The 17419-nt window shown below is 62.5% G+C and carries 11 protein-coding genes; 6 read left to right on the forward strand and 5 right to left on the reverse strand.

Annotated features, from left to right (window positions below; all coding sequences use genetic code 11):
- Positions 1–29: 29 nt before the first annotated feature.
- Entirely contained in the window at positions 30–1064 is a 1035-nt protein-coding gene (locus tag VGE08_RS06915; RefSeq protein WP_331067121.1) for an ABC transporter substrate-binding protein, read from the reverse strand.
- A gap of 300 nt (positions 1065–1364) precedes the next feature.
- On the opposite strand from VGE08_RS06915, the gene VGE08_RS06920 reads away from it, so the two are divergent.
- Together VGE08_RS06920 and VGE08_RS06925 are read left to right on the forward strand one after the other, a co-directional pair.
- On the forward strand, positions 1365–4076 hold the full coding sequence (locus VGE08_RS06920) for a TonB-dependent receptor domain-containing protein (protein WP_331067122.1): 2712 nt from the start codon (positions 1365–1367) through the stop codon (positions 4074–4076).
- Positions 4077–4268: 192 nt separating this feature from the next.
- Positions 4269–5273 (forward strand): aldo/keto reductase, encoded by a 1005-nt coding sequence (locus VGE08_RS06925; RefSeq protein WP_331067123.1) that lies wholly within the window; start codon positions 4269–4271, stop codon positions 5271–5273.
- A 41-nt stretch (positions 5274–5314) separates the two neighbouring features.
- Here VGE08_RS06925 and VGE08_RS06930 read toward each other — a convergent pair whose 3' ends face one another.
- On the reverse strand, positions 5315–6226 hold the full coding sequence (locus tag VGE08_RS06930; RefSeq protein ID WP_349258651.1) for a LysR family transcriptional regulator: 912 nt from the start codon (positions 6224–6226) through the stop codon (positions 5315–5317).
- 129 nt (positions 6227–6355) lie between these two features.
- Here VGE08_RS06930 and VGE08_RS06935 point away from each other — a divergent pair, with 129 nt between their 5' ends.
- Entirely contained in the window at positions 6356–7282 is a 927-nt protein-coding gene (locus VGE08_RS06935; RefSeq protein WP_331067125.1) for an NADP-dependent oxidoreductase, read from the forward strand.
- A 99-nt stretch (positions 7283–7381) separates the two neighbouring features.
- Here the strand turns inward: VGE08_RS06935 and VGE08_RS06940 are convergent, their stop codons facing one another.
- The 3 genes from VGE08_RS06940 to VGE08_RS06950 form a co-directional block, all read right to left on the reverse strand.
- Complete coding sequence (locus tag VGE08_RS06940) at positions 7382–9577, reverse strand: PQQ-dependent dehydrogenase, methanol/ethanol family (protein WP_331067126.1); 2196 nt, start codon at positions 9575–9577, stop codon at positions 7382–7384.
- A gap of 126 nt (positions 9578–9703) precedes the next feature.
- Positions 9704–11326: a methyl-accepting chemotaxis protein gene (locus VGE08_RS06945; protein ID WP_331067127.1), complete on the reverse strand. Its 1623-nt coding sequence runs from the start codon at positions 11324–11326 to the stop codon at positions 9704–9706.
- Between the two features lie 319 nt (positions 11327–11645).
- The gene (locus VGE08_RS06950) at positions 11646–12539 is read right to left on the reverse strand and encodes a helix-turn-helix domain-containing protein (RefSeq protein ID WP_331067128.1); all 894 of its coding nucleotides are present in this window, start codon (positions 12537–12539) and stop codon (positions 11646–11648) included.
- 142 nt (positions 12540–12681) lie between these two features.
- On the opposite strand from VGE08_RS06950, the gene pobA reads away from it, so the two are divergent.
- The 3 genes from pobA to VGE08_RS06965 all read left to right on the forward strand — a co-directional run bounded on the left by pobA (position 12682) and on the right by VGE08_RS06965 (position 17413).
- Positions 12682–13851 carry a 4-hydroxybenzoate 3-monooxygenase gene (gene pobA / locus VGE08_RS06955; RefSeq protein ID WP_331067129.1) on the forward strand — a complete coding sequence of 390 codons (1170 nt, stop codon included), beginning with the start codon at positions 12682–12684 and terminating at the stop codon, positions 13849–13851.
- 251 nt (positions 13852–14102) lie between these two features.
- Entirely contained in the window at positions 14103–15908 is a 1806-nt protein-coding gene (locus tag VGE08_RS06960; RefSeq protein ID WP_331067130.1) for a PAS domain S-box protein, read from the forward strand.
- Positions 15905–17413, forward strand: a complete 1509-nt coding sequence (locus VGE08_RS06965; protein WP_331067131.1) for a sensor histidine kinase — start codon at positions 15905–15907, stop codon at positions 17411–17413. The genes VGE08_RS06960 and VGE08_RS06965 overlap by 4 nt, the downstream gene beginning before the upstream one ends.
- The last annotated feature ends 6 nt before the right edge of the window (positions 17414–17419 follow it).

The following is a 17419-nucleotide window of genomic DNA, read 5'->3' on the forward strand; positions in this document are numbered from 1 at the left end:
ACGTTCTCGGCGCTCCGGGGTCGCAGCGTCTACCTGGGATCGAAGCTTTCAGACGCTTCGGCGAGCACGCTGGGATCGATGAGATTCGCCAGGACTTCGCGTGAGCGGGCAGGGCGGCCGGCTTGGGCGGCGAGCCATTGTTCCTGAGCGACCAGCACGTCGAGCAGATCGTCTGGCAACGCGGCTGGGAACCGATGATGCGGCCAACTCGCGGCGACGAGATCCAGGGGATAGCCGCTGCGTGCGGCCACCAGGGGCCAAATCTCCTGAGGCGCAGTTTCACTTCGTCGAGCGGCATCGATCAGAGCACGCAGCAAGCGAACGATCTGCACCCGCTTGTCTGAATCGGCGAGCGCCTGCGCCGTGGTGTTGAGGTTGAAGAGCTCGCGGTAGATGCGTGGGTTCTGGAATTCGATCGCATCCGCACCGAGCGCTGCGAAGGCGCGTTCACTCTCCGGCTCCCAGATGGCGATAGCGTCGACTTTGCCGGCCAGGATGGCTGGCGTCATTTCACGTGGCCGTAGTGGAACAATGACAACGTCGGTTTCGCCGAGATCGATACTGCCCAGCATACGGTGCAAGAAATAGGCGGCCGACGTGTTCTCGAACACACCGATGCGTTTACCGGCGAGATCGGCCAGCGTGGCGATTCCCGCCGAGCGCCGTCCGACGATTCGATAGATGCCTTCCGCCACGGTCATGATGATGCGCAGGTCGGGATTCTCGACCGAAATGCGCAGGGCCTGCGTTTCCGCTTGCCCGGCAACATCGGCCGCACCGGGGAAGGGATCGAATCGATCGATCGATTGCGCATCCGGCGCGTCGTCCTTGAAGAGATTTGGAACGCCGCCGGGTCGCAGCTTCGTCTGGCGCGGCAACAGCACTTCGGTCGCATAGAAAACAGGACCCATCTCCATCACGTCCGGCCGCCCGACGACCCGCAACGTGTCCTCGTCGCGTGCTTGTGGCGGATGCGCGCCGCTCGCAAGGGTGAGAGCGAAAAGGATGGCGGCGAAAGATGCAGGACGAATGCGTGCTCGCATGGGCGCGAGGCTATCAGACATGAGTCAGCGAGAGCGACCCTGTTCATCCGGGCGAGCGGGGCATTGATCACATCCCGCTATCGAAAGTAATTCTAGAAAGCATTGGATTGCCGCATCGTGCCGTGTCACCTTCTGTTCAATAACGATCACTGACTCAGGTGGGGGATGAGACTTATGAAGAGTCAAGGGATTCGTGCGCGCGTTGCGTGCGCAGGGAAATCTGTGAATACGACGAACGAGATCAGCCGCCCCAGTTTCCGAACGGATTTTTCCGCAACATGTGTTGCAGCCCTGCTCGCCGCGGGAGCGCTCGCGTCAGCAATGTCCGCAAGAGCGCAAAGCGTGGAGGCGGAGCCGGTACTGACGGAAGTCGTCGTCACAGGCACGCGCATCTCCGGTTTCAACACGCCGACGCCCGTGACCACCCTCGGCATGGCTGAATTGGCCGAGCGCGGCGTGCGCAATTTCGCCGATGTGATGTACGACATTCCGGCGCTCAAACCGGTGCAGAACACCGGACAAACGAGTCAGCCGATCGGTGCAGCCAACCTCGATCTGCGCGCGCTGGGCCCGAATCGCACACTTGTCATGCTCAACGGGCGCCGCTTCGCCGCTACGGATCCCACCGGTGGTGTGGACGTCAATGTGATTCCGGCGGCTCTGATCAGCCGTGCCGAGATTGTCACGGGCGGCGCTTCGGCAGCCTATGGTTCGGACGCAGTGTCCGGCGTGGTGAACATCGTTCTGGATACCGAGTTCGAAGGCATCAAAGGCGATGTGCAGTACGGACAATCGACCTATGACGACAACGAGACCACGGGCGCGTCGCTGTCGATGGGCGGCGCGTTCATGGACGGCCGCCTGCGCCTGCTCGGCTCGCTCGACTATTTCGAGAACCTCGGTCAGCTGGCACAAAACACACGACCGTGGGCGAGAGGGGATTACGCCATCCTCACGAATCCAAGGTTCGGTCAGCCCGGCGAGCCGCGCCAGATCATTTCACCCGACGCACGCTTTACTCAAATGACATTCGGCGGCGTCACCGCGCGCAACAGTATTGCAGCGCTGCGCAATCTCCAGTTCGGACCGGGCGGAGTGGTGATGCCATACGAGTTCGGAACGAATATCGGCGGCGTGTACATGACCGGTGGCGATGGCGGCACGCTGTCAGCGACATCGAACATCGCGCCCGAGATCGAGCGCCGTTCCGGATTCGGGCGCGCATCGTTCGCGATTTCGCCCGATCTGACGGTCTATGCCGACGCGCTGATCTCGCGCGCCGATATTTTCTCCGACGGCACCACGGCCACCGACAACGGCACGCTCGTCATCCAGCGGGACAACGCATTCTTGCCGCAGCAGATTCGAGACATCCTGATTGCGAACGACGCAGACTCGTTCCGCATGGGGCGTATCGCCGGAGAGGATGGTGCGTTCACGAACACCGTCGAGAACGAAGTCGAGCGCTATGGCCTCGGCTTCGAGGGCCACCTGCCGGGGAGCTGGAAATGGGATGCGTTCGTGCAGTACAGCCGCACGACGTACTATCGCGAGGACGGCAACAATCGTGATGAGCAGCGCTGGCTGCTGGGATTGGATTCGGTGATCGATCCCTCGACGGGCGACCCCACCTGCCGCGCGCTCCTGAACAATCCCAACGCTACGGATGCCGACGACCCACGCCGCAACATTCGCGATTGCGTGCCCATCAATGTGTTCGGCGCGGGCTCCATCAGCCAGGCGGCGCTGGACTACTACAAGGGCGTGGCGTGGCTGCGCTCGGAACAAACCCAGACAGTCGTGGCCGCGAACTTGGAAGGCTCGCCCTTCAGCACTTGGGCAGGGCCGGTGGCAGTCGCGTTCGGCGCCGAATATCGCGACGAGAAAATCGAGGCGAACAACGATGAGCTGTCGCAAGCGTCGGGCTGGAAGACAGTCAATCCGAAGGGCCTGAATGGCAGCTTGGACGTGGCCGAAGTTTATGCCGAAGCGGTCGTGCCGCTGCTGGATAAGGCGGCGTTCGCGGATCTGCTGGAGCTGAACGCCGCGGCGCGCTTCACGGACTACTCGACCAGCGGTCAGGTGGAGACATGGAAGCTCGGCGTGAACTACGCTCCCGTGGAGGATCTGCGCTTTCGCACCACGCTATCGCGCGACATTCGCGCCGCGAACATCAACGAGCTGTTCTCCGGTCAGAATCAATTCATCAACACCATCACCAATCCGCTCACCAATCTGTCGCGCTCCACGCTGCAACTCTCCGGCGGCAATCCGACCCTGACTCCGGAGATCGGCGATGCGTTCACGATCGGCGCGGTGTTTTCACCTTCCTGGATGAGCGGGCTGCGCCTGTCATTCGACTACTACAACATCGAGATCGAGGATGCGATCACGGCGCTGAGTGGCCAGCAGATCGTCGATGGCTGCTTGCGGCGCGGACAGTCGAACCTCTGCCCGGCAATCACCTTCGATGGTGATGTCATCATGCGTGTCGAGGCGACGTTGATCAACGCCGCTCGGGTGAAGACCTCGGGCTTTGATGTCGAAGCGGTCTACACCGTGCCGCTCGGGGCCGGAGATTTCAGCCTGCGCGGCCTCGTCACCCACGTCGATGAGCTTTCGGTCACCAACGACGGCGACACGGTCGACTATGCGGGGCAGGTGGGAACGAGCAGCGCGCTGGGGCCAGCGAGCGGCGCGCCGGAATGGCGCGCGACCCTGAGCACAGCGTACCGCACCGATCGGTTCGCAGTCGGCGCGCAGGCTCGATATATCGACGGTGGAATTCGCAACGCTGCATGGATCGAGGGTGTCGATATCGACAGCAACACCATCAGCAGCCGCACCTATGTAGATCTCAACGGTAGCGTCAACTTGAACGAGAACTTCGAGATCTACGCGGTCATCGACAATGTGTTCAACCGGACACCGCCGCTGACGCCCAACTCCATCACCGCGCCGAGTTATGCCTCCTCGGCTTTCTATGACCGCATCGGCCGCTTTTACGCGATGGGGGCGCGCTTCAAGTTCTAGCTGTTCGGCTCGAAGCGCATCGCAGCCGCTTCGTTCGCACGCCGGCTTACTCGTGATCGATCGATTGCTCGTTCGGGAGGCCGGAGCGCGAGGCCGGGTCGAGGCACCGGCGCATCCAGTTTGATGCGGCAGCTCGACGCCAGTACAGTATCAGCCCTGCTGATCAACTGGAGCCAGCCGATGCAGGAGCCCGTGAGCCGCCCGAACCAGCGCATCCTTGCCGATCGATCCGTGTCCGAGATCGGGCTCGGTTGCATGAATGTCAGCCATGCCTATGGCATTCCGCTGGAGCCGGCCCAGGCCAGGCAGCTCTTCCATGCGGCGCTGGATCTTGGCATCGATCATTTCGACACTGCGGCGCTGTACGGTTTCGGGCGCAATGAGGAACTGATCGGCGACACTCTGCACACCGTTCGCCAGCGACTGTTCCTGGCCAGCAAATGCGGCATGACCGGTGTCGACGGCAAGCGCGTCATCGACGGCCGGCCCGAGACGTTGAAGCAGACCTGCAAGGAATCCCTGCGGCGCCTGCGCACCGACGTCATCGATCTGTATTACCTGCATCGCTGGGACAAGCGTGTGCCGATCGAGGATAGCGTCGGTGCGCTCGCCGATCTGGTTCGTGAAGGGCACATTCGCTCCATTGGCCTATCGGAAGTCTCCGCTCAAACGCTGCGCACGGCGCATGGCGTGCATCCGATCGCAGCTGTCCAGAGCGAATACTCTCTGTGGACGCGCAACCCGGAGATTGCTCTGCTCACCACTTGCCGCGAGCTTGGCGTCGCGCTCGTCGCTTTCTCGCCGTTAGGGCGTGGGTTCCTGGCGAATGGCATCCCGGACCCGCGGGATTTCGTGGAGAAGGACATTCGCCGCACCATGCCGCGCTTCAACCCGCCGCACTTCGGGCGCAATCGCCAATTGCTCGATCAGCTCAATCGAATTGCCTGGGAGGCAGGCTGCACGGCAGCGCAGCTGTCCATCGCCTGGCTGCTGGCGAAGGCACCATTTGTGCTGCCGATCGTCGGTACGACGTCGATCGCTCATCTCGAAGAGGACATCGCTGCGTCAAAGGTTCGGCTATCGACCGACACGATCGACAAGCTGGAACAGCTGATCAACGAAGACACGGTCAGCGGCGCACGGTATCCCGCGGAAACGCTGGCGGAGATCGACACGGAAGAGACACTGCACAATTGAGCTTGTCAGCCGACTGGCATCGCTGAGCCCGCGACAGGTCCTCACAGAGATGCGGCAACCGACGCGATCAGCTCCCGGAACCATTGTTGTGCCGGGTGCGAGTTGCCGCGTCGATGCCAGATCAGATCGAACACGACTTCGGGCAGCTCGATCGGTGGCGGCAGCATCACCAGCTTCCGGCTGGCGGGTGAATTCAGCGCCACCCGTTTCATGAGGGTGGCCGTCATCCGCGTCCGGGCAATGATCGCCGGAACGGCGAACATTTGTGGGAGCGTCAACGCCAGCGAGCGTCGCTTGCCCGTTCGCGCGAGGGCCTGATCCACCAAGCCGTATCGTTCTCCTTCAGGAGAGACGAGTACGTGCGGCAACGCCAGCCACGTTTTCATGTTCAAGCCACGTCTGGCCGCGGGATGATTGCTGGCGATGACGGTGACGAATTCATCTCTGAGGATGGGGCGGGTGAAGATCCGGCCGTCCATATGCATCGGCGGCACGCCGACCGCCGCATCGATCGTTCCAGCATCCAGTAAATCCACTGCGTGGTCGCGATCAGTGAAGGCATGCACGCTCAACGATGCGCCGGGCGCCTTTTGCCCGAGCGCTTCCAGCAGCGCAGGCAGCAGTACGAAAGCAGGGTAGTCGGACAGGCCGATGGTGAAGGTCTGCGATGCCTCTGCCGGCACGAACTCCGGCTTCTTTACCAGAGTGTGCTCTATCTGGCGAAGGGCCCGAGACAGCGGCTCGGCCATATCCCTCGCGCGAGGCGTGGGCACCAAGCCAGCGGCGCTGCGCAGAAACAATGGATCGCCGAACAGCTTGCGTAGCCGCGACAGCGCGGCGCTCATCGCCGGCTGGCTGATCCCGACACGGGCAGCGGCGCGCGTCACGTTTCGTTCGCTCACCAGCGCGTCGAACGCGACCAGCAGGTTCAGATCGATGCCATGAAAATCCATGCTGTGAATATCCACTCATTCGTCATATTTGTTGGATCGATTGTACGGGGAGTCCAGAATTTCGCCATCCAGGGGTTCCAGCAGATCGGCCAGTTCCCTGCGTCGCACTCCTGAAGCTCGAGACACATCATGAAGACAGCCCTCATTCATGCCTTTGGCGGACCGGAGCAGGTGACTCTCGGCAACGCGGATGAACCTTTGCTTCAGCCTCACGAAGTGCTGGTCCGGGTCGCGGCGGCGAGCGTCAATCCTTTGGATGTGAAGATCGTCGCTAGCTACATGCAGCAGGTCTTTCCGGTCGAGTTTCCGTATGCAGTGGGCACGGACTTCAGCGGAGTGGTTGCGGCCATTGGCAATCAAGTCACGAATGTAAAGATGGGTGACCGCGTTGTCGGCCGGAGCTCGCCGGTCCGCGGTGGCGCGTTTGCCCAAGGCGTGGTGATTCCAGCGGTGGATTTGTGCGCTCCTGCTGCGAATATGAGCTTCGAGCAGGCAGCAGCGCTACCGACGGCGTTTGGCACGGCGTGGCAGGCGCTGTTCGATGTCGGAGGTTTGCAATCCGGACAGCGGGTGCTCATTCATGCCGGCGCGGGCGGCGTTGGCAGCTTCGCCATCCAACTGGCCCGTCGTGCGGGAGCGCACGTCATTGCCACCGCATCTGCTGCGAATCTCGATCTCGTGAAGGAGCTGGGCGCGCACGAAGCGATCGACTATCGCGTGCAAGGCTTCTCGCACCTGAGCGGCATCGAGCTGGTGCTGGACACGATCGGCGGCGAGACATTGGAGAAGTCGTGGGCGGTGCTGCGGCCCGGCGGGCGCATTGCCACGCTGGCGGATTTCGCGATCCAGGGGCAAGACGGCAAGACGGGCGAGTTCGTGTTCTTCAAGAGTGCGACCGCTGCGCTTCCGGAAGCCATGAAGATGTTCGAGGCGGGTCAGCTGCAGGTCGTCGTCGATTCGAGCTTCGCGCTGGAGGAGGTGCGTGCGGCGCTGGAGAAAGTGGCTACCGGGCACGCACGCGGCAAGGTGCTGATCCGCGCGAATCACTTGGATTGACATCGTTCACTGCACCCACCGAGCTGGCACGTCGGCAGGGCCGAGGCGGGCAGCAACGCCCAAGCCTTGTTCGCACATCTGTTGGAGTGCGAGTTGGCCTTACTCGCTGCTACTTTCCAAAATCCGCTCGTTGCGCCGCTGAGTCTCCGGCCAGTCCTCGTTCGCACGCATGATCAGATAAGCGTGGATGGCGTCGGCATCGGCTTCGCTCAGCGACTCCGAGAAGTTTCCCATGCCCATGCCGATGTAAGCGCCGCGTAGCACGATGTCTTTGAAGATCTGGTGGGTTCCGGGTGCCATGTGGCGCAGGTCGCGGATCACGCCGCCGGCGACCGCCTGCTGTCCATGACAGTTGGAGCAATGCGCCTGGTAAAGCTGGCCGCCGAGCCGGACTTGATCTGCAGTGGCCGTGGGTGGCGGCGGTGCTGCGATCGGTGTTGCGGGGGGCAGAGGAGGGAGCTCGAGTTTGGCGTCCAACTTGAACGCGAGCAGGCGCGCATCGGAGCGATGCATGTTCCTGCCGGCGCGAAACTCGCGCATCGCTGCGCCGCCGCCCCAGCCCGCATTCACGGCAATGTACTGTTCGCCATTCACGGTGTAGGTGATGGGGCCGGCAATCGGCACGTTCTGCACCGGCATTTCCCAGAGCTTGTCGCCGTTGTCGGCGCGATAGATCACCAGCTTCATGCCGACGAGACTGCCCTGCACGACCAGGTTCCCGGCCGTTGCGAGCACGCCGCCGTTGCCTGGCCGACCATACTCCACGCGCCACTTTTCTTTCTGCGTGACTGGATCCCATGCGGTGAGCCAGCCTTTCTCACGTTGGGCCGCGAGCTTCAGCAGCTCCCGGCGCTTCTCGTTCATCGGCCCGCCCCAACCGTTGGTGTTGCGCAGCTGCCGTGGTTTGTTCACGTCGAACGCCGGATCGCGCGAGTACACCAGCCAGGTTTCCTGCACTGGAAAATAGGCAAGCCCCGTGAGCGGGCTGTACGCCATCGGATTCCAGTTGTGTCCGCCGGCCGCACCAGGCGTCAGCAACACCGGCTCGTCAGTGTAGAACGAGTGAGGCTTGATCGCGGGGCGGCCAGTCTTCAGGTCGATATGCGAGGCCCATTCGTTGGGCACATATTTCTCGGCCGAGATGAGCTCGCCGGTGATGCGATCGAGCACATAGAAAAAGCCGTTCTTCGGTGCCTGCATCAGCACCTTGCGTTCCGCGCCGTCGATTTTCAGGTTGGCCAGAATCATCGGCTGCGTGGCTGTGTAGTCCCACTGCTCGCCAGGGACTTGCTGGTAGTGCCACACGTATTCGCCGGTGTCGGCGCGCAGCGCGACGATCGACGCGAGGAACAAATTGTCGCCACCGCCCGGGCTGCGATACGCCTGCACCCACGGCGAGCCGTTGCCGGTGCCTATATATATGAGATCCAGCTCCGGGTCGTAGACGATCGAATCCCACACGGTGCCGCCGCCGCCGAGCTTCCACCACTCACCGGTCCAGGTCTTCGCGGCCATTTCCATCGCGGGCGATTCGAAGCCGAGCTTCGGATCGCCGGGAACGGTGAAGAAGCGCCACAGCTGCTGGCCCGTCTCGGCATCGTAAGCGGTGACATAGCCACGTGCGCCGTAGTCGGCGCCGCCATTGCCGATCAGCACTTTGCCATCGAATACGCGCGGCGCGCCGGTGATCGAGTAGGCCCAGCTCTTGTCGAATGTTTCCTGCGACCAGACCGGTTTGCCGGTCGCTGCATCGAGTGCGATCAGGCGGCCATCGATGGTGGCGATGATGATCTTGCCGTTCCATGCGGCGAGGCCGCGGCTCACGACATCGCAACAGGCGACCGCGCCGCGCTGGCGGTCGACTTCCGGATCGAAGCGCCACAACTCTTTGCCGGTGGCGCCATCGAGAGCGATCGTGATGTTCCAGGAGCTGGTCGTGTAAAGCACGCCATCGATGGCCAGTGGCGTACCTTCGACGCCGCGGTGGGTGCTGAGGTCGTAGTACCAGGCCAGTCCGAGCCGGCCGACATTGCCGTCATTGATCTGGGTCAATGGACTGAAGCGTTGCTCGCCGTAGTCGCGACCAACGGCCATCCAGTCTCCCGGATGCTGGTCCGTTTGCAGCAGGCGCTCATGATTGACCTGCGCGGGCTGCGTTGGCTTGCTGGCGGTGCTGACGTTCTCCTTCGAGCAGCCGCTGGTGATCAGCGCAAGTGCCGCGCTCAGCAGCGCCAGCTTCGATGTCGCGGGACGACGCTGCGTGTGGCGTCGAGAATCATCGTCAAATGAACGCATGAAATCTCCAGAGGCCGCCACCCCCTGGGCCGCCCTGAGAGCCATGATCGCACATCGGGTATACAGGTTCGTTTATTCACTCTATTCGAGTGATTGCGGCACAGCCGACCCGGCCGGACATTCACCTCATGCCGCAGTTTCGAGGCGCATGGGTGGTTCCGCAAGCATAGGCTGAGCCGCGGGCGAAGCCTGATGGAGATTGAACGCGGAAATCGCCTCCAGTGCGCGACTCGACTGCTGCTTGAGTGCGGCGGCAATCTCGATCACTTGCTGGGCCAGCGCAGCGTCTTCCTGAGTGAGCCGGTCCATGTCGGCAACTGCGACGTTGACCTGCCCGATACCGGCCGATTGCTCGCGGCTGGCGGACATCATTTCTCCCATGATGTCGCTGACCCGCTGCACCGATGTGACTACTTCCTCCATCGTCGTGCCGGCGTCCGCGGCCAGGCGCGAGCCGCTCTCGACACGTTGCAGAGAGTCGTCGATCAGCACTTTTATTTCCTTCGATGCCGTGGCCGAGCGCTGCGCAAGTGCACGCACTTCCTGCGCCACGACCGCGAACCCGCGGCCGTTATCACCGGCTCTTGCGGCTTCCACGGCGGCATTCAACGCGAGCAGGTTGGTCTGAAAGGCAATGGAATCGATGATGCTCAGAATGTCTCCGATCCGGCGCGATGCCACCGCAATGTCTTGCATGGTATCTACGACCTGCTGCACCACATCTCGCCCGCGCTGTGTCACTTGCGAAGCCCGCTGGGTGAGCTGGTTGGCTTGCGTGGCATTGTTCGCATTCTCTTGAACGGTGGCGGTCAGCTCTGACATCGATTTCGCCGTTTCCTCGAGTCCGGACGCGTGACTGCTGGCGCGCCTGGAGAGCTCTTCGTTGGCATGCGCGATCTGGTTGGCGCCGTCGATCACGGCGCCCACGCCCATGCGTGTGTCTTTCAGCACGCCGATCAGCTTGGCGTTCATCTGGTTCATCAGCCGGATGACCCGATTGGTTTCGTGATCGCTGCTGGGGGCGAAAAGGCTGTTGATCTCGCCGCCGATGATTTTCACTGCGGTGTCGCAAGCGTCACGCAATGGCTTGGAGATGGTGCGGGCGACGTACGAGGCATTGCCCATGGTGAGCAGGCAGGCCGCTATGGCCGGCAGCCATGCAAGCTCGGCGTACTGACCACCCCATGCTGAGAGACTCGCGGTTGCGCAGATCGCCGTGACCAATCCCAGGGAGATCAGGTACGAGCCGGTCGCGATCGAAATGCGCGTAGCCGACTTGAGGCGTCCTAGAATTCGCGTGTCGAGAACCTCACCTTCGCGCAGGCGGATATGCGCCGCTCTGCCCAATCGCATGTTGTTATATAGCGCGGCCGCCTCGGCAATTTCCTGGGTGCTGGGTTTGACGCGTACCGACATGTAGCCGACGATGCGTCCGCCTTCGAGCATCGGCGTCACGTTGGCACGGACCCAGTAGAAGCCGCCGTACTTGCGACGATTCTTGACCAGCGCGGTCCATGCCTTGCCTGCACGGATGGTACGCCACAGGTCCTCGAATGCAGCCGGCGGCATGTCCGGGTGCCGCACGATGTTCTGGGGCTGACCGAGGCATTCCTCGAGCGAGAACTGACTGCTGTCCAGGAAGGCCTGGTTGGCGTAGACGATGCATCCCCGTGTATCGGTGCGGGTGATGATCACCTCTCCCGGAGGAAGGATGTATTCTTCGTTGGTAACGGGTCCGTTGTCTCGCATGGCTCGCCACACTCACTCGGCACTTCTTTTTCTGTTGACAGAGCCACGGTGCATGCCAATGCACAGTGACCCACCCCAGAACCGTTGGCCAGTTCCCGTGTCCTACGCAATATGTCTTACGGCATTGCGGCAGCTACCTTGAGAAAAATCATTCAACAATGTGATTTTCGTCATGATGATCGGGGGGTAAGCCGGCCGGCTCGGAGACGCAAGCAATATTTCCAAGGAATACTTTCGATGTCCTTGGCCGAATGTTTCCTGACGGCAGCTGCTGCGTTGCGACATCCGTCCAGCCAGGCACGGTCGTCGCAAGTGGGGTTCAGCTTTCCTGCCCACCCGTTCGTTTCTGTCGGGTCCTATAGGCCTTCGGCGACATGCCGGTTCGCTGGGTGAAGAAGCGGGAGAAGTACGCCGGATCGGCAAACCCGCACGCTTCGGCGATCAAGCCGACGCTCATGCCGGTATAGAGCAGCGAGCGCTTGGCTTCCAGCAGTCGGCGCGCGTTGAGCAGGGCGAGCGGTGAGCTGGCCGTGCTTCGGACGCACGCTTGCCGCAGCCGTTCAGAGCTGACGCACAGGCGCTTGGCATAGTCGGCGACCTGCATCGGGGCGCGGAAGTTTGCTTCGATCAGCGCCCGGTACTTGGCGGCAAGCACAGAGTCGGCGCCTGTCCTGCGCTGCTTGTCGGGCCGCAGCTGCAGCTTGCGCCGGAGTGCTGCAACCAGAATGCTCATCAATAACGCTTCGGCTACGGTCCGTCGCCCTGGCAGGTTGCTGCGGAACTCTTGCATCAGTGACGCGAAGTTCGTCACCAGCATCGCAGTGGTATCCGATTGCAGTGCTATGGCGTCAGGCTCCGTCAGCACGGGCCGCAACTCGGCATGCTGATCAGCGATGCGCTCGATCAAGGCGCCAGAGGCGGTGAGGATCCAGCCATTCGTTGTGGGCTTGAAATCGAAGCCGTGCACACAGGCCAGCGGTACCGACAGCAGCGTGTTTTTGTTGAATCGTTTCAAGTCGCCTTCGGCGTAGAAGGTCCCGCCACCGCGAGTGACCAGCAGGAAGTGATGCAGGTCCTGGTGCGCGTGCGGCCGGATTTTCCAATCGTGCAGGCGGCTGCGCTCGGCGATGGATTCGACGTGCAGGAAGCGCTCGTCGACGTCGTGCGTCGCCTCGCCATAGAGAAAGTATTGAGGAATCTCGCGTCGCGCCACGGTGCGCTCCCAAACCACCCCTGACCATGCTATCCCGTGCCGGGTCTCGGTGGGTTGGGAAATGTCCAAGAAGTCGTGTCATTTCTCCATCGTCACCCGAGGGCCCGGCGCGGCATCTTGTCCGTGTCTTCGGGGGGTGGGTATGCGGACACAGGTTGCGATCATCGGGGCGGGCCCGGCGGGGCTGCTGCTCGGCCAACTCTTGCACAAAGCGGGGATCGAGGCCGTCATCCTCGAACAGCGCACGCCGGAATATGTGTTGGGGCGTATCCGTGCCGGCGTGCTCGAGCAGGGCACGGTCGACATTCTCGATCTGGCCGGAGTCGCCGAGCGATTGCACTCGCAGGCTTTGATCCACGGCGGCGTCGAGCTCGCGGCCAACGGCCAACGGCTGCGCATCCCGCTGACGGATCTGGCCGGCAAAGCCGTTACCGTCTATGGCCAGACCGAAGTCACACGTGATTTGATGGATGCTCGTGCCGCCAGCGGCGCGCCGACCATTTACGAAGTGGAATCAGTCGAACTGCACGATGTCACTGCCGCGCGGCCCGGGGTGACGTTCGTTCACGAGGGCAGCAAGCAGCGGTTGGATTGCGACTTCATCGCCGGCTGCGACGGCTATCACGGGGTGAGTCGACGCTCCATTCCTGCCGAGGCTCTGTCGGTTTTCGAGCGCAGCTATCCATTCGGCTGGCTCGGCGTGCTGGCCGACGTGCCGCCGGCGTGGGACGAGCTGATCTATGCCGACTCCGAACGGGGCTTTGCGTTGGCGAGCATGCGCTCGGCGACCCGGGTGCGCTGTTACGTGCAGTGCTCGCTCGACGACAAGGTCGAGCAATGGAGCGACGAGCGCTTCTGGAACGAATTCCAGCAGCGCATCGGGGCAGACGTGGCCGCTCGCATGGTCACGGGAAATGTGCTGGAAAAAAGCATCGCGCCGCTGCGCAGCTTTGTGGCCGAGCCCATGCGCTACGGCCAGTTGTTCCTCGCCGGGGATGCCGCGCACATCGTGCCGCCGACCGGCGCCAAGGGACTCAACCTTGCGGCCAGCGATGTGTTCTATTTGTATGAGTCATTCAACAGTTACTATAAGAACGGCTCGCGCGCGGCGCTCGATCAGTATTCGCAGCGGGCACTTCGGCGGGTATGGCAGTCAGTGCGCTTCTCCTGGTGGATGACCTCGCTGCTGCACCGGTTCCCCGATGAAGATCCGTTTTGCGGACGGATTCACGGTAGCGAGCTGGAGTATCTGTTCAACTCGAGCGCCGCTCAGCGGGCCCTGGCCGAGAACTACGTCGGCCTGCCGCTTTAGCCGGCCCCTGACTCCTCATCCCTTGCAAGATCAATAGGGAAGTCCCCGGGAGCAGTTCAGGAGATATCCCATACGCAGCGCACCACGACTGGCATAGGCTTGCCAGCCGGGAGGCGTTCCCTGGTCTCGGGCCGGATCGCAGCAAACCAAGTCGAAGTGCGTAATCCGGGGGACGGGTGGGCTCATTCGAACGCGAGTTGTCGTCGCAGCCAGATCAAACTGCGGGCAACCGCTTACTAAGAACAATAATAGTGGACCTCGCGGGGTTCTCACTGCTCGCGTTGGGAATCGTGGTTTGCCTCGGCTGGGCCATCGGCGACACCACGCTGATCCAGTTGCGGCCGAACTGGGTGCCGCTGAAGTTCAATGCCGCCGTGGGATTGGGGGTAATCGGCGCGGGCGTCGTATTGCTGGTGCATGGAGCGCGCCGCTCGGCACGGGCTTGTGCGCTATTCGTGTTCGTGATCGGCGCCGCCTCGGTTGCTCAATACCTTCTGCAGATCGACCTGCACATCGATGAGGTATTCGTACGAGCGTACATCGTCGAGCCCGGTTCTGTGCCGGGGCGGATGTCGCCTGTCACGGCCCCGCTGCTTGCCGCCTGCGGTGTCGGACTGTTCATCATCAGCTTCCCGCAATCGAAGGCTCGTTCGACGCTGGTCGGGCTCATTGCCTCCCTAGTGTCCGGCATCTCGGTCACCGCCCTGATTGGCTACGCGACACAGACGCCGGCGGCCTACCTGTGGGGCGCCTTGGCCGGCGTTGCCATGCATGCCGCTGGAGCGCTGGTTGTCGCGGCCGGCGCGCTCGGCGTTCTTGCATTCCGTCCCGAAGATAAGCTGCTGCCGCACTGGGCGCCGTGGGCGGCGCTCATTTGGGGGCTTGCGTGCACTGGATCGCTCGGCGGCGCCCTGTTTCAGCATCTCGCCGACACGCCCGACTCGATGACGCCGGAGCTGACGATCCTGATCGGTTCCGTGCTCTCGATTCTGATGGCGTGGGCATTGCATTCCCGTCACCGGCTGGCCGGTGCATTGGCGGCGAGCGCCCGCTCCGAAGAAATGATGCGAGGAATTCTGCGGGCGGCTCCGGACGCGATGCTGATCGTCGACGCGCACGGGTGCGTCGTGCTGGTCAACGACATGACCGAAAAGCAGTTCGGCTACACACGCGAGGAACTGCTCGGTGAGTCGGTGGAGCTGCTGATGCCCATGAATATACGCCAGTCGCATGCCGCACTTCGCGAGGAGTTTTTGGTCGCGCCGAGCGCGCGGTTCATGGGCGAGGGCCGGGAGCTTCTCGCCCAGCGGCGCGACGGCACGCAGATTCCAGTAGAGATTGCGTTGAGCCCGGTGAGCTTCCTGGGCAGCCGCTATACCGTCGCGGCCGTGCGCGACATCACGCTTCGTCGCGAGACTGAGCAGCGACTGCGCGAGTCACTACAGGAGAAGGAACTGCTGCTGAAGGAAATCCACCATCGCGTCAAGAACAATCTGCAGGTGGTGGCGAGCATGCTGGCGCTGCAGGCCGACCAAGCCACGGAGCAGGCTCAAGCTCCGCTGGAGGACTGTCGCCAGCGAGTCATGAGCATGGCACTGGTGCACGAGAAGCTGTACGGCGCGAAGGATCTGCAGCGTATCGAGCTTGGCGAGCTGGCGCGCGAGATCGCGACGATGCTGATCAGCGAAGGGGTCGGTCCCTTGATCCGGGCCGAGTTCAACGTGGAGCCCATCGCGATCGACATCGAGCGCGCCGTGCCGGCGAGCTTGATCATGAACGAGTTGATGACGAACTCGCTGAAGCACGCCTTCAAAGGCCGCAGCTCCGGTCTGCTGCGGGTTGCCGTGCGCCGCTGCGGCAACGACGAGGTGTGCATAGAAGTGGCCGACGACGGGGTCGGCGGCGTTCAGGCGGACAGTTTTCGTACCGGTAAGACGCTGGGCATGACCATCGTGCGCAATCTGGCGAAGCAGCTGGATGCGCGGCTGGCGGTTGGCAGCGGGCCGGGCGCGACCATATCAATCACTTTTCCAATCGATCGAGGGCAGGAGCAATGACGGCGCCGAGCATACTCGTGGTCGAGGACGAGAGCCTGGTCGCGGAAGAGTTGTCCATGCGGCTGAGACAACTCGGCTACGATGTAGGCGGCGTCGTCGACAACGCGGCCGACGCCTTTTCATATGTCAGCGTCGTCAGACCGGACCTCGCGGTGGTGGACATCCACATCAAAGGAAATCTCACCGGTATCGATGTGGCGCGACGCTTCCGCACCGATTTCGATGTGCCGGTGGTATTCCTGACGGCGCATGCGGACTCGGCAACGCTCAAGGATGCGACCTCCACCGAGCCATTCGGCTACATCGTAAAGCCTTTCGACAAGCGCTCGCTGGCGGCCACTCTCGAAACCGCCGTCCGCCGCCGCCGGGCCGAGCAGAAGCTGGCCAAGATGGAGCGCTGGCTGGCCGCGACCATGAACAGCATCGGCGATGCAGTCATCACGATCGACAGTGAGCTGCGCGTGAGCTTCTTCAATCCGGTCGCCGAGCGGCTGTCCGGGTGGACGCAGGCGGATGCCATCGGCAAGCCGGCCACCGAGGTGTTCAATATACGTCTCACGTCGGGAGCGACGTTCGCCAGTATCATCGAGCAGGCCATGCGGGAAGGCATCGTGCTGAATATCGACGAGGCGACGCTTACCCGGCGTGACGGCAGCACCACGTCGATCGATGATTCCGTCGCGCCGATCCGCGATGAGAGCGGCCGCATGACGGGCCTGGTCATCGTGTTTCGCGACGCCAGCGTGCGCAAGATGCACGAGCAGCAGATTCGACAGTTGAATGGCCAGCTGGAGGAAAAGGTTCGCCTGCGCACCGCGCAGCTCGAGGCGCTGAACGACGATATGAGCTCGTTCGCGCATAGCATCGCTCACGACCTGCGTGCTCCGTTGCGTGCAATCAATGCCTTTGCCAGCCGGATCGTGAGCGAGCACAGCAGCGGCCTGTCGGGCGAGGGGCAGCGGCTGCTGCAAGTCGTGACGACTCAGGCGATGCACATGTCGACGATGGTCGATGATTATCTGCGGCTGTCGGGACTGACGCGCGTCGGACTCGCGCACGAACAAATCGATATGACGGAGCTCGCGAAAGAGGCCTGGGCTGTCGCCATCACGGGCGTGCCAGAGTCGCCTGCGCTGCATCTCCAATCGCTGCCGCCTACCTACGGCGACCGTGGGCTGTTACGACAGGTATGGGCCAATGCGTTGTCGAACGCCGTGAAGTTCACTCGCGATGCCGTCTCCCCGGAGGTTCGTATCACCGGGCGCGAGGATGACAAGGTGGTGCGCTATTGCATCGAGGACAATGGCATCGGCTTCGACCCCGCGCACGGCGGCAAATTGTTCCGGGTGTTCGAGCGCCTGCATGGTCAGGATGGCTACGAAGGCAACGGCGTCGGTTTGTGCATCATGCAGCGGATCGTTCATCGGCACGAGGGCGAAATCACGATCGATGGGCAGCCCGGGAAGGGGGCGCGATTGGAGTTCTGGTTGCCGCGACGGCGGTGATGGGCG

The sequence above is a fragment of the Steroidobacter sp. genome, from assembly GCF_036406195.1.
In the GTDB taxonomy this organism is placed as follows: domain Bacteria; phylum Pseudomonadota; class Gammaproteobacteria; order Steroidobacterales; family Steroidobacteraceae; genus Steroidobacter.